The sequence below is a fragment of the Arsenophonus endosymbiont of Aphis craccivora genome, from assembly GCF_013460135.1.
In the GTDB taxonomy this organism is placed as follows: Bacteria; Pseudomonadota; Gammaproteobacteria; order Enterobacterales; family Enterobacteriaceae; genus Arsenophonus; species Arsenophonus nilaparvatae.
Map to the genome: position 1 here is coordinate 1018594 of NZ_CP038155.1, position 15853 is coordinate 1034446.

Genomic DNA, 15853 nt, shown 5'->3' on the forward strand with positions numbered 1-15853 from the left:
AAATTAATTATATATTTTTATTGGTAAATAATTTTATGGGTAATTTTGATTCAACATTACTTATTTTATTAGTGTTGGCTGGCTTAGGAATAATTAGTCATAACATGACGGTGGCATTGGCAATGCTATTTTTGTTAGTTGTTCGCATGACGCCGCTTAATAATTTTTTCCCTTGGGTTGAAAAATATGGCTTAACCATCGGTATTTTGATTTTAACTATTGGTGTAATGGCCCCTATCGCCAGTGGCAAGATCTCGCCGCAAGATGTTATTAACTCTTTTTTTAACTGGAAATCGTTGTTGGCGATTGTGATTGGCATTTTGGTCTCTTGGCTTGGCAGTAGAGGCGTCTCTTTGATGTCTAATCAACCGTCAACAGTTGCCGGATTATTGGTTGGTACAGTGATAGGCGTTGCTGTTTTCCGTGGTGTTCCAGTTGGTCCATTAATAGCAGCAGGTCTTCTCTCGTTACTAATTGGCAAGTTTTAGTGACTATTGCAAGCCTGATTAATTTACAATCTCAGTTACGCATTCAGGGGCAACGCCGCTTACTCGTGCTAAGCGGTAATAGCAACTGGATCATTGAACAGCTAATTGCACTTAGGCAGGGGATAATTTGCGATTGGCCAACCATTTCACCACATTGGCCTGATGATATACCACCACAAAATGCGGTGTCACTATTAGTACAAGAGTTCTTACATGGTGTTTTTGATGCCACTAAGGGTTTTCATACTGAAGCATTACTGATGTTGGCAGGGACATTAAAAGCGGGTAGTTATCTCATTCTTTGCCTGCCTGAGTGGGGGACTTGGTTTCAACAGCCAGATCAAGATAGTCAACGCTGGAATGAAGTGGCGTCGACAATAGCAGTGCCAAATTTTGTCTGTTGGTTAAAGTATCATCTACAACATGATGCTAATGTTTTGCTATGGTGTGAAGGTAAACCTTTTACCGCTGATAAGCTACCACAATTAACTGCCTGGTATCAGCCGAATAGACAACCAACGATTGAACAACAAAGAATTTTGCAGCGCCTGCTAGCTGTTAAGGTGGTAGTTTGGGCATTAGTTGCCCCGCGTGGCCGTGGAAAAGCTGCGTTAGCAGGTATGTTAATTGAACGTTGGCAGGGGGAATGTTGGGTTTGTGCGCCGGCAAAATTAGCGTCAATGGTATTAACACACTATACCGACAAAAAAATTCGCTATTGGTCAATTGACCATTTATTGGCTGATTGTCGATTACAAAAACCACGTAAGGTTGATTGGTTAATTATTGATGAAGCGGCGATGATCCCGATTGCGCAACTAAATCAATTAACGCACTATTTTCCACGTTTACTCTTTACTACCACTGTTGATGGCTATGAAGGTACAGGGCGCGGATTTTTGCTAAAACTTTGTGCGCAATTAGCTCAATGTCACATTTTGACTTTAACCACGCCGATCCGCTGGGCATCAAATGATCCGTTGGAGAATTGGTTAAATAATAGCTTGTTATTAAAAGAATATATACCAAAATCAACGAAGCTAGCTAAATTAAATAACCAACACATGGTGTTGTTACCTATATCACAGTCTTCATTAATTGAAAAACCAAAATTATTATCAGCAATATATGGTTTACTGACTAATGCGCATTATCGTACCTCACCGCTTGATTTAAGACGATTATTGGATGCGCAAGGGATGCATTTATTGGTTGCACAGCAAAAGGAAAATTTGTTAGCTGTGTTATGGTTAGTGGATGAAGGTGGATTATCTGCGTCGCTTGCCCATGAGGTATGGGCTGGACGGCGTCAACGTTGCTGCAGCTTTTCGTCGTCAGGGTGTGGCAACAAAATTACTCAGTTTTTATAAGCAGCAGGCGATGGAAGAGGGGTAAGATTTTCTTTCTGTCAGCTTTGGCTATTGTGAGCAGTTGCAGTCATTATGGCAGCAAAATGGTTTTCATTTAGTCAGAGTTGGCAGCCGTAAAGAAGCGACCAGTGGATATTATACCGCTATGGCGGTATTGCCTTTATCAACAGCGGCTAAACAATTGGTGTCACGGGCGCAATATTTGTTAAAGCAAGACGCTTTTTATATCAATCAGCTAACCGATTTAGCACTAACAGCAACTAGCGATGATCAATTAAATGATGAAGATTGGCAGGTGTTGCTTATGGTAATAGAAGTTTTTCAGCTAGCTATCCAGAAATCCGACGGTTATTAATGCAGTCGTCACTGGTTTTAACAGCGACTAGAATTCACTGTGAACATACTTTATCTATTGAGATATGCTGTCAGCAGTTAAACTTGACGGGTCAAAAAATGTGGTTAAAACAGATACGCAACGATATTGCTGCGGCATGATCAGAATTGGACTGGCAGCGAGCAGAAAAACTTAAATCATGGGTTAATGCTTCTTTTGCTTAGGCCAGTCATCTTCATCATCCCATTTGTCGTTAAAATCACGGTGAGGAGGAAGTTTTGGTTTGTTATCTAAAAAACGTTTAGGATCGATTTTTTGCATCTGTTTGACGGCACTCCAAATGATACCAATCAGAAGCAAAATAATAATAATCCACCAGTAATCAGTTATCCAATGCATAGCTGTTTTTCCATTAGCAAATGTAGTAAATAAAGTATACTCTTTTTTCCTTTATCGTATAACTATTATAGATTTAAGTATGAGTTTACAACGAATTTTACTCATTATTGTCGGCTGGTTTAGTATTATCTTAGCGATATTGGGTATACTTTTGCCATTATTACCCACTACCCCTTTTTTGTTATTAGCCGCCTGGTGTTTTTCTCGCTCATCACCACGTTTTCATTACTGGTTACTTCATAACTCATGGTTTGGTAAATATATTCGTCATTGGCAACAACATAAAGCGCTGCCTAAAGGGGTTAAAATTAAGATAATTGTTATTATTTTATTTAGTTTTATTTTTTCGCTTTGGTTTGTAGAAAGTTGGTGGATCAGTGGGACACTCCTCATTATCTTAGAGATATTGCTCGCTTATCTATTAAGGTTGCCACAAAGCGATGGGGGAAAAAATTAACCCAATTTATTATTTAGCTAATGATATAGCTAGTGAATTTAAATTTTGGGTTCATAATAATATTTTTTGCATAATTTCCTGATAAACGAGACTTAATTTCTGAAGATCAGCAACACTAACACATTCATCAACTTTATGAATGGTTGCATTTAAAGGGCCTAATTCAACAATTTGTGCCCCCATTTTAGCAATAAAGCGGCCATCTGATGTTCCTCCATCAGTTGATAACTGAGGTTGATAGCCGCAATATTGTTCTATCACCTGGCTGACAATATTAATTAATTTACCTTTTTCTGTTAAAAATGGATGGCCGGATAATGACCACTCAATTTTATAATCGAGTTGATATTTTTCTAGTATTGCTTCAACTTGGTGGCGAATTTGTTGCTCGGTGAGTTCGTTGCTAAAGCGAAAATTGAATTGTATGATTAACTGGCCAGGAATAATATTGTTACTACCAGTACCAGCATGAATATTGGAAATCTGCATGCTGGTGGAAGTAAAATACGCATTGCCTGCATCCCATTTTTTATTAACTAGTTCATGTAAAAAAGCTAATGAACTATGTATTGGATTATTGGCTAAATGGGGGTAAGCAATGTGCCCTTGCGTTCCTTCGATGGTGATTTTGGCGGTGAGTGATCCTCGACGACCATTTTTGATAATATCACCAATTTTAATCTGGCTAGATGGTTCACCAATTATGCAATAACCAATTTGTTCATTGCGTATCATTAATTCATCAACCACTTTTACCGTTCCGTTAGTGGCTTTAGCCTCTTCGTCAGAGGTAATTAAGAAGGCCAATCGGCCAGAATGGTTGGGAAAATCGCTAATAAATCTTTCGGCGGCAATAATCATTGCCGCAAGGGAACCTTTCATATCGGCTGCTCCTCGGCCATAGAGCAGTCCGTTATTTAATGTTGGTGTAAAGGGACGATAACGCCAATTGTCAGTTGCACCTGGCGGAACAACATCGGTATGTCCAGCAAAAGCTAGCGTTTCACCTTGTTCGCCATGATATGCCCATAGATTGGTGGTATCGTCAAAGGGCATGACTTCAATTGAAAAACCAAGTTTTTTCAATCTATTAATTAAAATTGTTTGACAGCCATTATCATCGGGGCTAACAGAGGGTTGTTGAATAAGTTGTTGCGCAAGCTTAAGAACAGGACAAATCATAGTTAGCCTCTGTGATGAATAAATTGTTGGTATTGGTCTATAGAAAAACCGAGTAGATAATGGTTACCAGTAGTTGTTAATAATGGGCGTTTAATAATTGCTGGATATTTTAGCATTAACTCTTTAGCACTAGCGACATCAATAATATTCGCTTTTTGCTCATCGGACAATTTTTTCCAGGTTGTACCACGTTTATTGATCAAGGCTTTCCAGCCTAAGTAGGCTTTGTTGAATAAATCGAACTTTTAGGTGATTGGCGGAGCTGATCGCTAAATTCGTTTCAACATCAGGTCCCCATGGCAAAGCAAAAGTTTAAAATTACCAACTGGCCCACGTACAACAAGGCACTCAGACAACGAGGTTCCCTGACGGTCTGGCTTGATGAGTCGGCCATCGCTGGATGGACTGACAGTTCTTCGCCTGAAGGTCGTGGCCGGCCGCTTTACTACAGCGATATGGCTGTTACCACTGTCCTGATGATGAAGCGTGTGTTTAACCTGTCGCTCCGGGCATTACAGGGCTTCGTTGATTCGATTTTTAAACTCATGTCTTTGCCGCTGTGCTGTCCGGACTACTCGCTGGTCAGCAGACGAGCAAAGAGCGTCAACATCAGCATAAAAACGCCAACGCGTGGTGAAATCTCGCATCTGGTCATCGACAGTACCGGTCTGAAGGTCTTTGGCGAAGGTGAATGGAAAGTCAGGCAGCATGGGGCTGACAGACGAAGAGTGTGGCGCAAGCTTCATCTGGCAGCAGACAGTGTGACTCATGAGATTATCTGTGCCGACTTATCGCTCAACGGAACGACAGATGAGCAGGCACTGCCGGGCCTGATTAACCAAACCCACCGGAAAATCAGGGAAGTGTCAGCAGACGGTGCTTATGACGCCTGTTACTGCCACCATGCGTTGCTAAGAAAGAAAATCAGGCCCCTTATCCCGCCGCGAAGCGGAGCGAAATACTGGCCGGACAAGTACCATTAACGTAACCATGCGGTGGCGAATCAGCGTCTGAGCAGGAGTAATGATATGTGGAAAAAGAAAGTGGGTTATCACTGGCGTTCAGTGGCAGAAACAGCGATGTTCCGCATAAAAACTTTGCTGGGTGGCCATCTGAGCCTGCGTGACTATGAGGCTCAGGTAGGTGAAGCAATGGCGATGGTCAAAGCGCTGAACCGTATGACGTTGTTGGGTATGCCACACAGCGTCAGGATCGGATAACAGCTGTAGCAGAGGGAGCCATCCTGTCGGCTAATTCTGATTTATTCAACAAAGCCTATTTTTGCCTGATTATATTGCTGGTAGTAGAGTCAAGTTAACTTTATCTGATTTACGACTTGATTTAATCATCCCTGATGATGGGTTACAAAATATTCCAAGGGGTTATGTTGATCCTAACTTATTGGATGCTGGTAGTTCTATTTTTTTCTTAACTATATTGGAAATTATTATCATATTAATAATGATAATAATGTCAAAGATCAAGATATTGCTTATCTCTCTTTTAATGGTGGTATGAATTTGGATGTATGGCAATATCGGCAACAGTCGAATTACACTTATTCACGACAAGCAGGGTCTCACTGGAGTAATATCCGTAGTTATTTGCAACGACCTCTTCCCACGATTACGGTGATGTTGTCATTAGGTCAATTGGTTACAAAATGAAAATTTTTTTCTGGGTTGAATTTTAATGGACTAGCTCTTGCTAGTGATGAGCGGACTTTACCTGATTCCTTGCGTGGTTATGCGCCGGTTGTACGGGGAGTCGCTAATACAACTGCAACTGTAACTATCAAGCAAAATGGTAATCAAATTTATGAAAAGACAGTATCACCGGGTGCTTTTTCGATTACCGACCTCTACCCTACCAGTTATAACGGTGATCTTGATGTTGAAATTACCTAGACAGACGGCTCAGGCGCCGTTTTAGTGTGCCATTTTCAGCGGTTCCGGAATCTCTTCGCCCCGGTAGCTATCGCTATAATTTTTATTTCTGGCGAACACGTAATATTGGTCAGGATTCAGTGTTTGCTGATGCTATTTATCAGTATGGTTTGAGTAATATTCTCTCTGTCAGTTCAGGTTTGCGGCTTGCTGATAAATATCAGGCTATTATGTTAGGTGGTGTATATGGCAGTCGATTTGGCGCATTAGGGTTTAATACCACTTATTCTAATTCAGTTGTTGCTATCAATAATCAATCTGCTGATCGTTCTGAACGCCTTCAGGGCTGGATGGCTAATCTGTCTTATAGCCGCACTTTTAATATAACCAATACCACAATTTCATTGGCTGGTTATCGTTATTCGACAGAGGGTTATCGGGAGCTTGCAGATATTTTAGGCATTCGTGAAGCTGTTACTCGAGGCACTCAATGGAGCTCTTCAACTTATAGACAACTTAATCGGCTTGAGCTGACCTTAAGTCAACAATTAGGTGAATTTGGTAATCTATTGCTTTCAGGTTCAATGCAAAATTATCGTGATAACCGGCCGCGCGATAGCCAGTTGCAATTAGGTTACAATAAAGCGTTTGATAATGGCTTAACAATGAATGTTGTCGTTGCTAAGCAGCAGTTGGCTGAATTAAATGAACATTTAGGCAAAGAAGAAACCTCTACCTCTGTTTCCTTTTCTTTTCCATTGGGTAGTCAATATGCTAGTTATACGCCGACAGTAAGTAGCAGCTATACCCATGGTGGAAATATCGGTGATCAATACCAGGTAATGTTGTCAGGAACAGCAAATGAACAACAAAGCCTAAATTATAGTATTGGTTCTAGTTATGTTAGGCAGTATGACCAATCTACCGTTAATGGAAGCTTGCAAAAACGTTTTTCCAATATGAATTTGGGTGTTAATGCGTCTAAGGGCAAAAACTATTGGCAGGTTGGCGCTAATGCTCAGGGAGCTTTAGCACTTCATAGTGGCGGGATAACTTTTGGCCCCTATCTGGGCGATACTTTTGTTTTAGTTGAAGCTAAGGGGGCGTCTGGTGCCTCTGTCTTGAATGCTCAAGGAAAAGTAATTGACGATAATGGTTACGCATTGGTCCCATCTATAACACAATATCGTTACAATAAAATTATTATTGATCCACAGGGAATGGCGGAAAATTTTGAATGAAACGAGAACGAAAAACCAGTTGCGCCGTACGCCGGTGCTGCTGTTAAAGTCATGTTTAAAACCCGTGCAGGTTATGCCTTATTGATTAAAGCACAGTTAGCTGATCATGCTGCTCTCCCTATTGGTACTGAAGTTTTTGACCAAGAAAATAATGTGATTGGCATGGTTGGTCAAAATAATCAAATGTATGTCAGAACGGAACAAGATTCCGGTACCTTACTATTAAAATGTGGTGAGGCGGTTTCCGAACACTGTTATCTAGATTACTCGCGTATGGGTCATGCATCAGATAAACAGCCTATTACAAAATTAACAGCTATGTGCGTTCAACGTTAACTAGCAGCTGGAGTAAGATGATGAAATATATTTCTTATTGGTTAAGAACAGGTTTATTAATCGCGACCCTTTTTACTATATCGTTATTAGCAAGCGCAAATTGTAAAATAACCGGTGTTTCTCAAACTGAGGATAATCGTTCCGCTCAGATGCTTTTTGGTCGGATCAATCTTACTGATACTTATTTTCAGCCGGTTGGTTCGTTACTCGCTTCTATTGTTGTTCCTCCAACCGCTTATACTTTTGGTGGAGCTAATGCTTCCTCGGTATTGTGGATCTGTGACGAGGCCGATCTGCCTCAGCTTTATTTTTTGGTGGCAACAAATGGTGATGATAGAGTCGGTGGATTTCATGAAACTGGTCTTATTGATGGATTGCCTGATGTATATGCATCCTGGCTTGCGTATGTTGGTATAAAACAAACCATGGCAGGTGTTGTTGTACAACGTAATTGGAAAAGGGTTCCACTTACTACTTATTTATTGGTTAAAGGAACGCAACCAGGGAAAGGTCAAATACATATTCGATTACAAGATATTCCGCCAATGCAAGTGGAACTTTATCGAGTCAGTACAATTCCACCCAGCAATGCGGTTTCGAATTATTGTAGTGGGTTAGGTACAAGAGGTTTAGGTTATGCGAGTGCAACAGGAACAAATTACCAATGTACCCAACCGAATGCTTATATTCAATTTGTTGGCCCGGGAATTGTACATGACAACGAAGGGGAAGATTCTGCCCATAATTTTCGCTTTTGGGGGGTAGATAATGGTTTTGGCTACGGTTTGCGGCAGTCTATTACGTTGAGTAATAATGCCACTTGTGTAGCAAAACATGCTACACCATTAGTGCTTTTCCCTACTATTTCTAGCCAAGAATTATTGGCAGGTGGTACCAGAGAAGCTGATATTTCTGTCCAAATCGAATGTAGTGATAATGTGAACTCAGGTACGACAAGTGGGCAAACAGCAATTGGAATTCAAGTTTCGCCAGGTGCTTATCGCGCTGCGCAAGGGTTAAATTTGATTAATGCTCAAGGTGGTGTAATGGCACTCGTTTCAGATAATTATGGACTTGATGCTACATTAGCAACCGGGGTTGGTATTACTTTGCGTAATAGTGTTACTCAACAATCGATGGTATTTGTTGCTCAACCTGGTATTACTGGTATCGGGCCCAGTGGAGAAAATATTGGCTGGTATCCTGTGCTTAGAGATGCTAAAAATCTGGGTCCTTCAGTTTCTGGTTATACACATTACTTACACTCATACACCGTGGTACTACAGCAATTACCAGATCAAGTTATTAAACCAGGAAAAATACATGCTACCGCGTATGTATTGGTAAAAGTACAATGAAGCGACTAACAGTTGTTGTAGCATGTTTATCACTATTCTGGCTGATACCAGGTAAAGCTGGGATCATGGCCAATATGACCCGAATTATTTACCATCAGGGTGATAAAGAACGTTCTGTTTTGTTAGCCAATACTAATAAATACCCGGTTATTGTGCAGAGTTGGGTGGATCATGGTGAAGCAGATCCACAAGCAGAAACACCTTTTGTGGTGCTTGCTTCAATTTTTCATCTGCCAGCGCAAAAAATCCAGGCTATTAGAATTGTTTATAATGGTGATCATCTGCCGGATGATAGAGAGTCAGTTTTTTGGTTAAATTTGAATGAAATACCGCCTAATTTACATCATCAAGCGTTAAATCAGAATAATGCTAAAGTTAGCCTGGCAATGAATAAACAATTAAAATTGTTTTATCGCCCGAAAAAATGGGCTGATTTTCCCGCCAAGCTGGCAGATAAAATAACTTTTACCCTGCAACAAAAAGATCAAGAATGGGTCTTGATCTGCAAAAATTCATCACCTTTTCATATTTCCTTTTCTCAAATCGTTTTTGACAGTCAGCATCAGCGTGATCCGATTAAACAACAGATTGATATGATGACGCCTCCATTTTCAGAGCATATATATCGATTTGAACAACCATTTTCTCAGCACAATGGACAGATAATCTTTTCATATCTGAATGATGCCGGTTTTTCTGTGCGAGAAGTAACCACTCTGCAAACACCTTAGTTTGCTCACCTAGATTAATAGTTAAAAACTATAAATCCGAATTTTTTTGGCCTATTAGCTTTTATTTAACAAAAGAGCATCTGCTGTTTGCCGGCTGTTGTTTGGGTTTTATCGGTTGATTAGTTTGCTCCTGTTGCGTAACAATATAATTAAGGCCCAATATTTCACTGGTGTATCGGCGGATCTGGTTAAGTAATGTTGGATTTTGTTCTAAATACTGACCATAGGATGGAATGATTTCATGTAATTTGGCATTCCACTGATTTTTTACTTTATCAGGAAACGCCTTCTCTAATAAATTTAACATAATATAAGGCGAGGTTGATGCGCCAGGTGAAGCGCCAAGCAGACCAAAGACGGTTTTATCATCAGAGATAAAAGTTTCCGTGCCGAACTGTAGTGTGACGGGTTTATTTTTGGCATTTTTTATGATTTGTACGCGTTGCCCAGCGATTACTAATTGCCAATCTGCTTTTTTGGCGTTTGGGTAATATTCTAACAAAGATTGATAACGTTCTTCATCATTTAACATTAATTGACTGACTAAATATCTCACTAAATCTAAGTGTTTGATGCCAATGGCAATGATGGGAATTATATTACTGTCATTGGTAGCAGCAAAAAGATCTAGTTGACTACCATATTTGAGAAATTTATTAGCATAAGTCGCAAAAGGTCCGAATAGAACATATTTTTTACCGCCCAAATAGCGTGTATCGATATGGGGAACTGACATAGGGGGAGCGCCAAGTGCTGGTTTTCCATAAACTTTTGCGGTATGTCTGTTGACTACCTCAGGGTTATCGGTAACAAGAAATTCACCACCAACAGGAAATCCGGCATACTGTTTTGCTTCTTCTAACCCTGTGTATTGTAGTAATTTAATCGTTGCACCACCTGCACCAATAAAGATTAAGCGAGTTTTTATATGACTATCTTCGCCGGTTGTGAGGTTTTTAAAACCGACACTCCAAGTGCCATCATCATTACGACTAATTGCGTTCACTTCAGCTTTGGTCTGTAACTTAAAGTTTGGATGTTTGAGCAGATTGGCAACTAACTGACGGGTTATTTCACCATAGTTTACATCAGCGCCAATATCCATTCGTGTTGCTGCAACGGGTTGTTTTGCATCTCGCCCTTCTATAATAAGTGGTGCCCACGATTTCATTTCCTCCGCAGAGGTAGAATATTTCATGCCATAAAACATAGGATTTTTGATCATAGCTGCATAGCGTTTTGCTAAGAAATTAATGTCATCTTTTCCCCAAACAAAGGCAATGTGTGGAACAGGATTTATAAAAGTTTGGGATTGGTGGAGAACCAGGTGTTTTAGTTGGTAAGCCCAGAATTGTTTGGAAATTTCAAATTGATGGGCAATTTCTATTGCTTGAGTGATATCAATTTGCCCATCTTTTTCAGATGTATAGTTCATTTCCATGAAGCCTGAATGACCGGTACCTGCATTATTCCAGCCATCAGATGTGTCACCCGCGATCCTATCTAGTCGCTCATACATGCGGATTTGCCAATCTGGTTGCAATTCTGCTAAATATGTAGCTAGTGTCGCACTCGTAATACCAGCGCCGATAAGCACAATATTAACAGTAGGTTCATTGGTTGAAGTATTGATCGTGTTTGAAGCTGTTGGCCTAAATAAATAAATTAAAAAAATAATTACTAACAGACCAATAATCCCAGCTGTATATTTTAATGATCTCTTCATATGAAAATGCACCTTAATTATCGATGAATCATATCAAACATAAGAACTAATTATGGTATTCTGTTGCTCACTCCGCAATAATTTGATGGTTAATTACATAATATGTTGTTTATTATAAAATATTATTGTTTTTTAATTGTTAAATATTATTAACGGTTTAATTTTTTATAAAAAATACTTATAATTAGGTATAAAAAAATACTTTTTGTGTTCTAAAAATAGGTAACAAAAGATAAAAAGTGATAATACTGCTTAAAAGTTAGTATTTAATGGTGATAAAATAGGCAAAACAAGGGTTAATAGGCTTTGTTGAATAAATCGAACTTTTAGGTGATTGGCGGAGCTGATCGCTAAATTCGTTTCAACATCAGGTCCCCATGGCAAAGCAAAAGTTTAAAATTACCAACTGGCCCGCGTACAACAAGGCACTCAGACAACGCGGTTCCCTGACGGTCTGGCTTGATGAGTCGGCCATCGCTGGATGGACTGACAGTTCTTCGCCTGAAGGTCGTGGCCGGCCGCTTTACTACAGCGATATGGCTGTTACCACTGTCCTGATGATGAAGCGTGTGTTTAACCTGTCGCTCCGGGCATTACAGGGCTTCGTTGATTCGATTTTTAAACTCATGTCTTTGCCGCTGTGCTGTCCGGACTACTCGCTGGTCAGCAGACGAGCAAAGAGCGTCAACATCAGCATAAAAACGCCAACGCGCGGTGAAATCTCGCATCTGGTCATCGACAGTACCGGTCTGAAGGTCTTTGGCGAAGGTGAATGGAAAGTCAGGCAGCATGGGGCTGACAGACGAAGAGTGTGGCGCAAGCTTCATCTGGCAGCAGACAGTGTGAATCATGAGATTATCTGTGCCGACTTATCGCTCAGCGGAACGACAGATGCGCAGGCACTGCCGGGCCTGATTAACCAAACCCACCGGAAAATCAGGGAAGTGTCAGCAGACGGTGCTTATGACGCCTGTTACTGCCACGATGCGTTGCTAAGAAAGAAAATCAGGCCCCTTATCCCGCCGCGAAGCGGAGCGAAATACTGGCCGGACAAGTACCATGAACGTAACCATGCGGTGGCGAATCAGCGTCTGAGCAGGAGTAATGATATGTGGAAAAAGAAAGTGGGTTATCACCGGCGTTCAGTGGCAGAAACAGCGATGTTCCGCATAAAAACTTTGCTGGGTGGCCATCTGAGGCTGCGTGACTATGAGGCTCAGGTAGGTGAAGCAATGGCGATGGTCAAAGCGCTGAACCGTATGACGTTGTTGGGTATGCCACACAGCGTCAGGATCGGATAACAGCTGTAGCAGAGGGAGCCATCCTGGCGGCTAATTCTGATTTATTCAACAAAGCCGGGTTAATACTGTTATTAATCAAACTTTAATTGGTAAATTGTTTTTTCATAGTTACTTTATTATTAATATAAATAATATCCATGATAATTAAATAAATTTTTTATTATTATTTTTTGAAGGCCTTGGTGTAGATGTAGAGGAGTAAAATGATGGAACTTTTGATTGGTGTATTGGTTACGATTGGAATAGGTCGTTATATTATTAAAGGCTATTCGGCCACTGGTGTTTTAATGATAGGCGGAATATTGCTGCTTATTATCAGCGCAATTATGGGGGAAAATATATTACCGAATGATGTGCCAGTTACGGGTTGGAAAACCACCGATATTTTAGAATATATCAAATATCTACTGATGAACCGTGGTGGTGATTTAGGGATGATGATTATGATCTTATGTGGTTTTGCTGCTTATATGACTCATATCGGGGCTAATGATGTTGTGGTTAAAATAGCATCTAAGCCATTACAAATGATTAATTCTCCCTATGCATTAATGGTTGCAGCCTATATTGTTGCTTGCGTAATGTCACTGGCTGTGTCTTCAGCAGCGGGATTAGGGGTCTTATTGATGGCGACCCTATTTCCGATTATGGTGAATGTCGGCATTAGTCGCGGCGCCGCTGCAGCAATCTGTGCCTCACCTGCGGCAATAATTTTGGCTCCTACATCAGGTGATGTTGTGTTAGCAGCGAAAGCATCAGGCATGCCACTAATTGATTTTGCTTTTAAAACCACCTTTACCGATTTCGATTATTGCTATTATTGCTATGGCGATTAGCCACTTTTTTTGGCAGCGCTATCTCGACAGACGTGAGCAGGTAAAAACCGAAAAGCTTGATGTTAATGAAATTAAGACCAATGCGCCTGACTATTATGCTATTTTACCTTTTACACCGATTATTGGGGTTTTAATTTTTGATGGTAAATGGGCACCTCAATTACATATTATTACAATTATTGTTGGCTGTATTATTCTAACGAGTCTGATTGAATTTGTGCGCTGTTTTAAAGTAAAAACGGTGTTTGATGGGTTAGATGTTTGTTATCGTGGTATGGCTGATGCATTTGTCTCAGTTGTCGTACTGCTGGTGGCAGCCGGGGTATTTGCGCAAGGATTAAGTACTATTGGTTTTATTTCCTCGTTGATGAATTTGTCACAATCTTTTGGTTCTGGCGCTATAATGATGATGATTGTGCTGGTGGTGATTACTATGTTGGCGGCGATGACAACCGGTTCCGGTAATGCGCCATTTTACTCTTTTGTTGAATTGATCCCACGTTTAGCCAGCCAAATGGGAATTAATCCAACTTACTTGGTGATCCCTATGTTACAGGCCTCTAATCTTGGTCGAACAATGTCACCTGTATCCGGCGTGGTGGTTGCGGTGTCTGGGATGGCAAAAATTTCGCCTTTTGAGGTAGTTAAACGTACGTCTATTCCAGTTTTAGTTGGACTATTGGTTGTTATTATTGCGACTGAAATTTTAGTTCCAGTTCATCCTATATGAATTTTCCCTTTTACATCAAATCCGGAACGATGGCTGTAATCATGTTCCGGCTTTGATGAACAGGTATGTTGGCCATATTTTAACCTCATGTTTAGGGTTGATATTTATCATTAATTATCACTTTCCTGATGGACCGTTTAATCACTAATGTAAATTCTCTCTGCAAGGTAATTAATCATGTTTTTGGTAGCAGAATTGATAGTTGGCGCAATTTTGGGGTTAATTATTAGCTTAACGGGTGTTGGTGGGGGAGTTGTTGTATTACCGGTTTTAACCTATTTTTTTGGTATGGATGCCTTGTCTGCTGTTGCAGCCGCCAATTTTCTCTCTATGTTGATGAAAATCTCATCTTCTTATATACATTTTCGTTTAGGCAATGTTCCGATTAAAAGTGCCATGGTTGTGTTAGCTATTATGATACCTGCCACAGCATTGACAAGTGATCTGGTAAGTTATTTGAGCCAATTACAAAGTTATCAACAGCAAGTTGAGTTAGGCATTAATATACTTATTGTAGTCGCTATTATTTATTACCTTTTTCTGCTTATTTATCGGATATTTTTTTCATTTTCAATCAACCAGTTTGAAAGAAATAATACTATTGATATCAAGTCATTATTCTTGCCGGCTATCAGTGCTGGCGTAGTGCTTGGTGCTACCGGAGTAGGTGGTGTTGTTGTTGTATTACCGCTATTGCTACGCTATCTAAAATTATCTATCAAACAAGCGATTGGCACCGCGATTTTTATAACAACTATTTTGTCAGGTTCATCAGCAATTGCTTATATGCGCAATGGACATACTCACATTATTCTTGCGCTTACCCTATGCATAGGATCATTAATGACTATTCCGTTAGCCAAATATTTAATGTTGCGTTTATCTGATCGTGTTTTGCAGTATCTAACCCTGTTATTTATTTTATCTAGTGCCATTATGATGAGTATAAAGTTCTGGCATTATTTTTAGCGACCAAAAATATAAGAACCCATCGTTTGTGGAATTTCAACACTCTGAAACATAAGCAATCCGGCAATAACTAACACTATTCCACCGATTAACATTATTCCTAAACTCCAGTAAGGATTGACATTAAACCCTTGCCATTTCGAAAACCGAATAGCTAAATGGCTAGCGCTATGGACTAGTAAAGCAATTCCGCTAATAGTGATTGCAGTTCCTAAGGCCATCATTAGCGCGGCGATAATCCCCCAAGAATAAACACCGACTACATAAGAAAAAAGTAGAACAATTAATGCGCCAGAGCAGGGACGTGCTCCCATCGCGGCTATAACTGCAAGTTGGGTTCGCCAATTGCCTTGTAATTCATCATCAGACAATACGTGTTTGTGGCCACAATTGCAGTCATGAGCATGTTGATGTTGGTTAGGCGAATGGATTTTAGTAAATTGAAAGGGGGCTTGACGAGATTGTTTAAATACTTTTCTTAGTCGGGAGATTGCTTTTAGACATAGTTA

18 protein-coding genes and 4 pseudogenes are annotated in these 15853 nt (G+C 40.2%); 16 read left to right on the forward strand and 6 right to left on the reverse strand.

Going from position 1 to position 15853, the window contains the following annotated elements:
* Positions 1 to 35: 35 nt before the first annotated feature.
* The 5 genes and pseudogenes from E3U36_RS05440 (at position 36) to E3U36_RS05455 (ending at position 2353) form a co-directional block, all read left to right on the forward strand.
* Entirely contained in the window at positions 36 to 488 is a 453-nt protein-coding gene (locus E3U36_RS05440) for a DUF441 domain-containing protein (protein WP_180817359.1), read from the forward strand.
* A pseudogene (locus E3U36_RS12545) lies at positions 488 to 1492 on the forward strand (tRNA(Met) cytidine acetyltransferase TmcA domain-containing protein); the annotation flags it as partial. The gene E3U36_RS05440 and the pseudogene E3U36_RS12545, both read left to right, overlap by 1 nt.
* A 283-nt stretch (positions 1493 to 1775) precedes the next feature.
* Positions 1776 to 1883 (forward strand): GNAT family N-acetyltransferase, encoded by a 108-nt coding sequence (locus E3U36_RS12550; protein WP_238337526.1) that lies wholly within the window; start codon positions 1776 to 1778, stop codon positions 1881 to 1883.
* A gap of 36 nt (positions 1884 to 1919) precedes the next feature.
* A complete protein-coding gene (locus tag E3U36_RS05450; RefSeq protein ID WP_180817361.1) occupies positions 1920 to 2213 on the forward strand; it encodes a hypothetical protein in 294 nt (97 codons plus the stop codon).
* Entirely contained in the window at positions 2147 to 2353 is a 207-nt protein-coding gene (locus E3U36_RS05455; protein WP_180817362.1) for a tRNA-binding protein, read from the forward strand. The genes E3U36_RS05450 and E3U36_RS05455 overlap by 67 nt, the downstream gene beginning before the upstream one ends.
* 43 nt (positions 2354 to 2396) lie before the next feature.
* On the opposite strand, the gene E3U36_RS05460 is transcribed toward E3U36_RS05455, so the two are convergent.
* Positions 2397 to 2591: a YpfN family protein gene (locus E3U36_RS05460; RefSeq protein WP_032114903.1), complete on the reverse strand. Its 195-nt coding sequence runs from the start codon at positions 2589 to 2591 to the stop codon at positions 2397 to 2399.
* 79 nt (positions 2592 to 2670) lie between these two features.
* On the opposite strand from E3U36_RS05460, the gene E3U36_RS05465 reads away from it, so the two are divergent.
* Positions 2671 to 3048, forward strand: coding sequence for a DUF454 family protein (locus E3U36_RS05465; RefSeq protein ID WP_180817363.1), 378 nt, complete (start codon positions 2671 to 2673; stop codon positions 3046 to 3048).
* Between the two features lie 51 nt (positions 3049 to 3099).
* Here the strand turns inward: E3U36_RS05465 and dapE are convergent, their stop codons facing one another.
* On the reverse strand, positions 3100 to 4230 hold the full coding sequence (gene dapE / locus E3U36_RS05470) for a succinyl-diaminopimelate desuccinylase (RefSeq protein ID WP_180817364.1): 1131 nt from the start codon (positions 4228 to 4230) through the stop codon (positions 3100 to 3102).
* Between the two features lie 2 nt (positions 4231 to 4232).
* Positions 4233 to 4433, reverse strand: coding sequence for an ArsC/Spx/MgsR family protein (locus tag E3U36_RS05475; RefSeq protein WP_180817365.1), 201 nt, complete (start codon positions 4431 to 4433; stop codon positions 4233 to 4235).
* A gap of 93 nt (positions 4434 to 4526) precedes the next feature.
* On the opposite strand from E3U36_RS05475, the pseudogene E3U36_RS05480 reads away from it, so the two are divergent.
* From E3U36_RS05480 to E3U36_RS05515, 7 genes and pseudogenes are all read left to right on the forward strand, one after another.
* A pseudogene (locus tag E3U36_RS05480) lies at positions 4527 to 5450 on the forward strand (IS5 family transposase).
* Positions 5451 to 5511: 61 nt separating this feature from the next.
* Positions 5512 to 5748 (forward strand): FimD/PapC N-terminal domain-containing protein, encoded by a 237-nt coding sequence (locus tag E3U36_RS05485; RefSeq protein WP_180817366.1) that lies wholly within the window; start codon positions 5512 to 5514, stop codon positions 5746 to 5748.
* Positions 5745 to 6137 (forward strand): annotated as a pseudogene (locus tag E3U36_RS12945) (fimbria/pilus outer membrane usher protein). Before E3U36_RS05485 ends, E3U36_RS12945 begins: the two are co-directional and overlap by 4 nt.
* 26 nt (positions 6138 to 6163) lie before the next feature.
* Positions 6164 to 7357, forward strand: coding sequence for a fimbria/pilus outer membrane usher protein (locus E3U36_RS05500; protein WP_180817369.1), 1194 nt, complete (start codon positions 6164 to 6166; stop codon positions 7355 to 7357).
* A gap of 51 nt (positions 7358 to 7408) precedes the next feature.
* Complete coding sequence (locus E3U36_RS05505) at positions 7409 to 7693, forward strand: FimD/PapC C-terminal domain-containing protein (protein WP_180817370.1); 285 nt, start codon at positions 7409 to 7411, stop codon at positions 7691 to 7693.
* Positions 7694 to 7710: 17 nt separating this feature from the next.
* Positions 7711 to 9051, forward strand: a complete 1341-nt coding sequence (locus E3U36_RS05510) for a fimbrial protein (RefSeq protein ID WP_180817371.1) — start codon at positions 7711 to 7713, stop codon at positions 9049 to 9051.
* 65 nt (positions 9052 to 9116) lie between these two features.
* A complete protein-coding gene (locus tag E3U36_RS05515) occupies positions 9117 to 9782 on the forward strand; it encodes a fimbrial biogenesis chaperone (protein ID WP_238337527.1) in 666 nt (221 codons plus the stop codon).
* A gap of 61 nt (positions 9783 to 9843) precedes the next feature.
* On the opposite strand, the gene mqo is transcribed toward E3U36_RS05515, so the two are convergent.
* Both mqo and E3U36_RS12950 read right to left on the reverse strand, forming a co-directional pair.
* Positions 9844 to 11508: a malate dehydrogenase (quinone) gene (mqo, locus tag E3U36_RS05520; protein ID WP_180817373.1), complete on the reverse strand. Its 1665-nt coding sequence runs from the start codon at positions 11506 to 11508 to the stop codon at positions 9844 to 9846.
* A 252-nt stretch (positions 11509 to 11760) separates the two neighbouring features.
* Positions 11761 to 11892 (reverse strand): hypothetical protein, encoded by a 132-nt coding sequence (locus E3U36_RS12950; protein WP_255479092.1) that lies wholly within the window; start codon positions 11890 to 11892, stop codon positions 11761 to 11763.
* Between E3U36_RS12950 and E3U36_RS05525 the strand changes: the two genes are divergently transcribed.
* From E3U36_RS05525 to E3U36_RS05535, 3 genes and pseudogenes are all read left to right on the forward strand, one after another.
* A complete protein-coding gene (locus E3U36_RS05525; RefSeq protein WP_180816122.1) occupies positions 11886 to 12809 on the forward strand; it encodes an IS5 family transposase in 924 nt (307 codons plus the stop codon). The genes E3U36_RS12950 and E3U36_RS05525 overlap by 7 nt on opposite strands.
* Positions 12810 to 13012: 203 nt before the next feature.
* A pseudogene (gene dcuC / locus E3U36_RS05530) lies at positions 13013 to 14375 on the forward strand (anaerobic C4-dicarboxylate transporter DcuC).
* A gap of 177 nt (positions 14376 to 14552) precedes the next feature.
* Positions 14553 to 15344, forward strand: a complete 792-nt coding sequence (locus tag E3U36_RS05535; protein WP_180817374.1) for a sulfite exporter TauE/SafE family protein — start codon at positions 14553 to 14555, stop codon at positions 15342 to 15344.
* On the opposite strand, the gene E3U36_RS05540 is transcribed toward E3U36_RS05535, so the two are convergent.
* Positions 15341 to 15835 (reverse strand): nickel/cobalt transporter, encoded by a 495-nt coding sequence (locus tag E3U36_RS05540; RefSeq protein ID WP_180817551.1) that lies wholly within the window; start codon positions 15833 to 15835, stop codon positions 15341 to 15343. The genes E3U36_RS05535 and E3U36_RS05540 overlap by 4 nt on opposite strands.
* Positions 15836 to 15853 lie beyond the last annotated feature (18 nt).